Genomic DNA, 2,109 nt, shown 5'->3' on the forward strand with positions numbered 1-2,109 from the left:
TCGCATCGAGGGCTTGCAGCTGCTGCGCCAGATCGAGCAGCGCGGGAGGGGGCGGATCGCCGGCCAACAAGCGGCTGACGACCATGCCGGGCGCGTTGGACAGATTTTTCCCTTGCACCGCCCAAATCCAGGCCTGCGCGCGGGCCCAGCTCACGCCGCCGCGCGCGATTTTCCCCAGGTTCGGTTCCACGATGCCGAACGCGGCTAAAAGATCACAAACCTCGGCCTGCGAACCAGCAGCAGCAGCATTTTCGGCCTGAGAAGCAGCCGCGACCGACGAAACCTCGACCGGGGAATCAACAGCAGCAGCAGCAACCGTTTTTTGAGCGGCTGATGTTCGGTCGGCGGGCGCGATGCTGTTGTTGGTAATCTTTGCGGAAGTCTTTGTTGAAGTCTCTGTTGTATTCTCTGGTATTGTCGTTACAAGTTGCGCGCTTCGATTTATCATTTTGCGCGCATGCATTTTGCATTTTGCGCGCTTCGATTTATCATTTTGAAAAATGCATTTATCATTTTGAAAAATGGGCGGCTCCAGGGGCGGCAGAAAGACGCTGCGCAGGCGGCTCAGGCCCACGGGGTTCAGGGTAAACCATTGCGTACGGTCGAAGCGCAGCCGATTGAAGTTTTCGATCAGGATCAACTCATTGTCTTTGAGGTTGGTGATGATACGGCCAATGGTGGGGAGACTCCACCAAGAAAAATGGGCTTGCAGATCGGTGAGGCTTTGGTGGGTCCATTTCTGCCCATCGTGCCAGTGACGTTCGTCGTCTGGCGCGATGCGCAAGAGATAATCGAGCTGCAAGAGCACGATAGACTCGTTGAGACCAATCTCTAACGCCAGCTCGGGACAGATCCGCATGGGATGCGGATCGTTGAGGATGAGCAGGCCGGCGGGCCTGGGCGATGTGGCGGGTTGGGTGTCCATCACTGAGTTACCTTTTCAATACGCAACCTGAACCGTGCTGGTGTACCGTCTTGATCGTATTCTATCACATCAATGAGTATTGTGTCAAATGAGTATAACACTATATCATCATATGAACATTTATTATTATATGCTTTTGAGTTGACAAAATGACCACCATAAATTAGAATTTCGAATAGAAATGGCGGTGAATATGAATGAAAAACGGTTGCAGGTTTCGCTAGATGCCGATCTCCACAAGGCAGTCTTTATTAAGGCTCGCCAGGAGGACGTTGCTGTCAGCGAGCTGGTGCGTGAATGGCTAGAAGCATGGCTCAACGGCGATCCGGCGTTTACGCCGAAAGCAAGCAATGTCACGGCCAAAAGGTGAGTTAAGAGCTTATGCTCATGGCGGATAAAACGACCCGCAGGTAGAAATCCCTTTGCGCCTTTGCGTCCTGGCGTTTAAGTTTTGCGCATTTTTATAGTACAATATCACCGTAAGCCAGCAGGCGCAACGCTCACGCGGCGCAGCCTGGGGAAGAGGCGCAAGCGTTCTTCCCGCCCAGGGTTACAGCAGCAGGGCAGTCGAGATGACCAGTCGGGGCTGCCCTGTTTGCTTTTGAGGAAGTATACACCGCTCTCAGTGATTTGTCAAACGCATATGTATACAAAAGTATACAAGTGTTTACTAAATGGCTCTTGATTCTATCTCAGCCTGGAGAAAACTAAAGCATGAGTGAATGGCCCGAGGTAATGAAGGTTGAACAGGTGGCAGCATTCCTACAGATGCACCCTAATGCTATTCGGGCTATGTTGCGCGCTCGCAAATTGCCAGGTCGCAAAGTAGGCGTCGAATGGCGCGTCTTGCGTTCGGAACTTGAGGCCTGGCTGCGGCAGCCGGAGCCGGTGGAGGATGGGGAGGCGGAGAAGTAGCGTGGTTGCCTTGTTGGCTTTGGCAGAGATAAGTCATTGACCGCTCGTGCCTATAATTGGAGTCCCATTTGCAGAGGCTTGTCAGTCTGCTCTGCGAGTTTTCTGGCAATAATGTGATGCGGAGGCGTAAAGTTTACAATCAACACTTCTTTGTTGAGCACGCGCTCACTTTTGCCTTTTTCGATGTTCATGCCTGAGTAAGACTGCACCGGAATGATGTGGCATTTGGGATTGGCATACATGGTGCGAATTTCCGGCACATCATAGGA

Annotated in this window: 2 protein-coding genes and 2 pseudogenes; 2 read left to right on the forward strand and 2 right to left on the reverse strand. The window is 52.3% G+C overall.

Translation table 11 applies throughout. The features are described from left to right. Positions 1-925, reverse strand: a pseudogene (locus ACPQ6D_RS23735) (hypothetical protein); the annotation flags it as partial. A gap of 193 nt (positions 926-1,118) precedes the next feature. Between ACPQ6D_RS23735 and ACPQ6D_RS23740 the strand changes: the two are divergent. Then, a complete protein-coding gene (locus ACPQ6D_RS23740) occupies positions 1,119-1,295 on the forward strand; it encodes a ribbon-helix-helix domain-containing protein (RefSeq protein ID WP_423226832.1) in 177 nt (58 codons plus the stop codon). A gap of 365 nt (positions 1,296-1,660) precedes the next feature. Beyond that, the gene (locus ACPQ6D_RS23745) at positions 1,661-1,840 is read left to right on the forward strand and encodes a helix-turn-helix domain-containing protein (protein ID WP_423226833.1); all 180 of its coding nucleotides are present in this window, start codon (positions 1,661-1,663) and stop codon (positions 1,838-1,840) included. Positions 1,841-1,890: 50 nt separating this feature from the next. On the opposite strand, the pseudogene ACPQ6D_RS23750 reads toward ACPQ6D_RS23745, so the two are convergent. Beyond that, positions 1,891-2,109, reverse strand: a pseudogene (locus ACPQ6D_RS23750) (hypothetical protein); the annotation flags it as partial.

The organism is Candidatus Amarolinea aalborgensis, from assembly GCF_900491745.1.
Lineage (GTDB): Bacteria > Chloroflexota > Anaerolineae > SSC4 > Amarolineaceae > Amarolinea > Amarolinea aalborgensis.

Excerpts from the sequence above, each read along its gene's own strand:
- ACPQ6D_RS23740 (WP_423226832.1), top strand. The coding sequence starts at position 1,119 with ATGAATGAAAAACGGTTGCAGGTTTCGCTAGATGCCGATCTCCACAAG.
- ACPQ6D_RS23745 (WP_423226833.1), top strand. The coding sequence starts at position 1,661 with ATGAAGGTTGAACAGGTGGCAGCATTCCTACAGATGCACCCTAATGCT.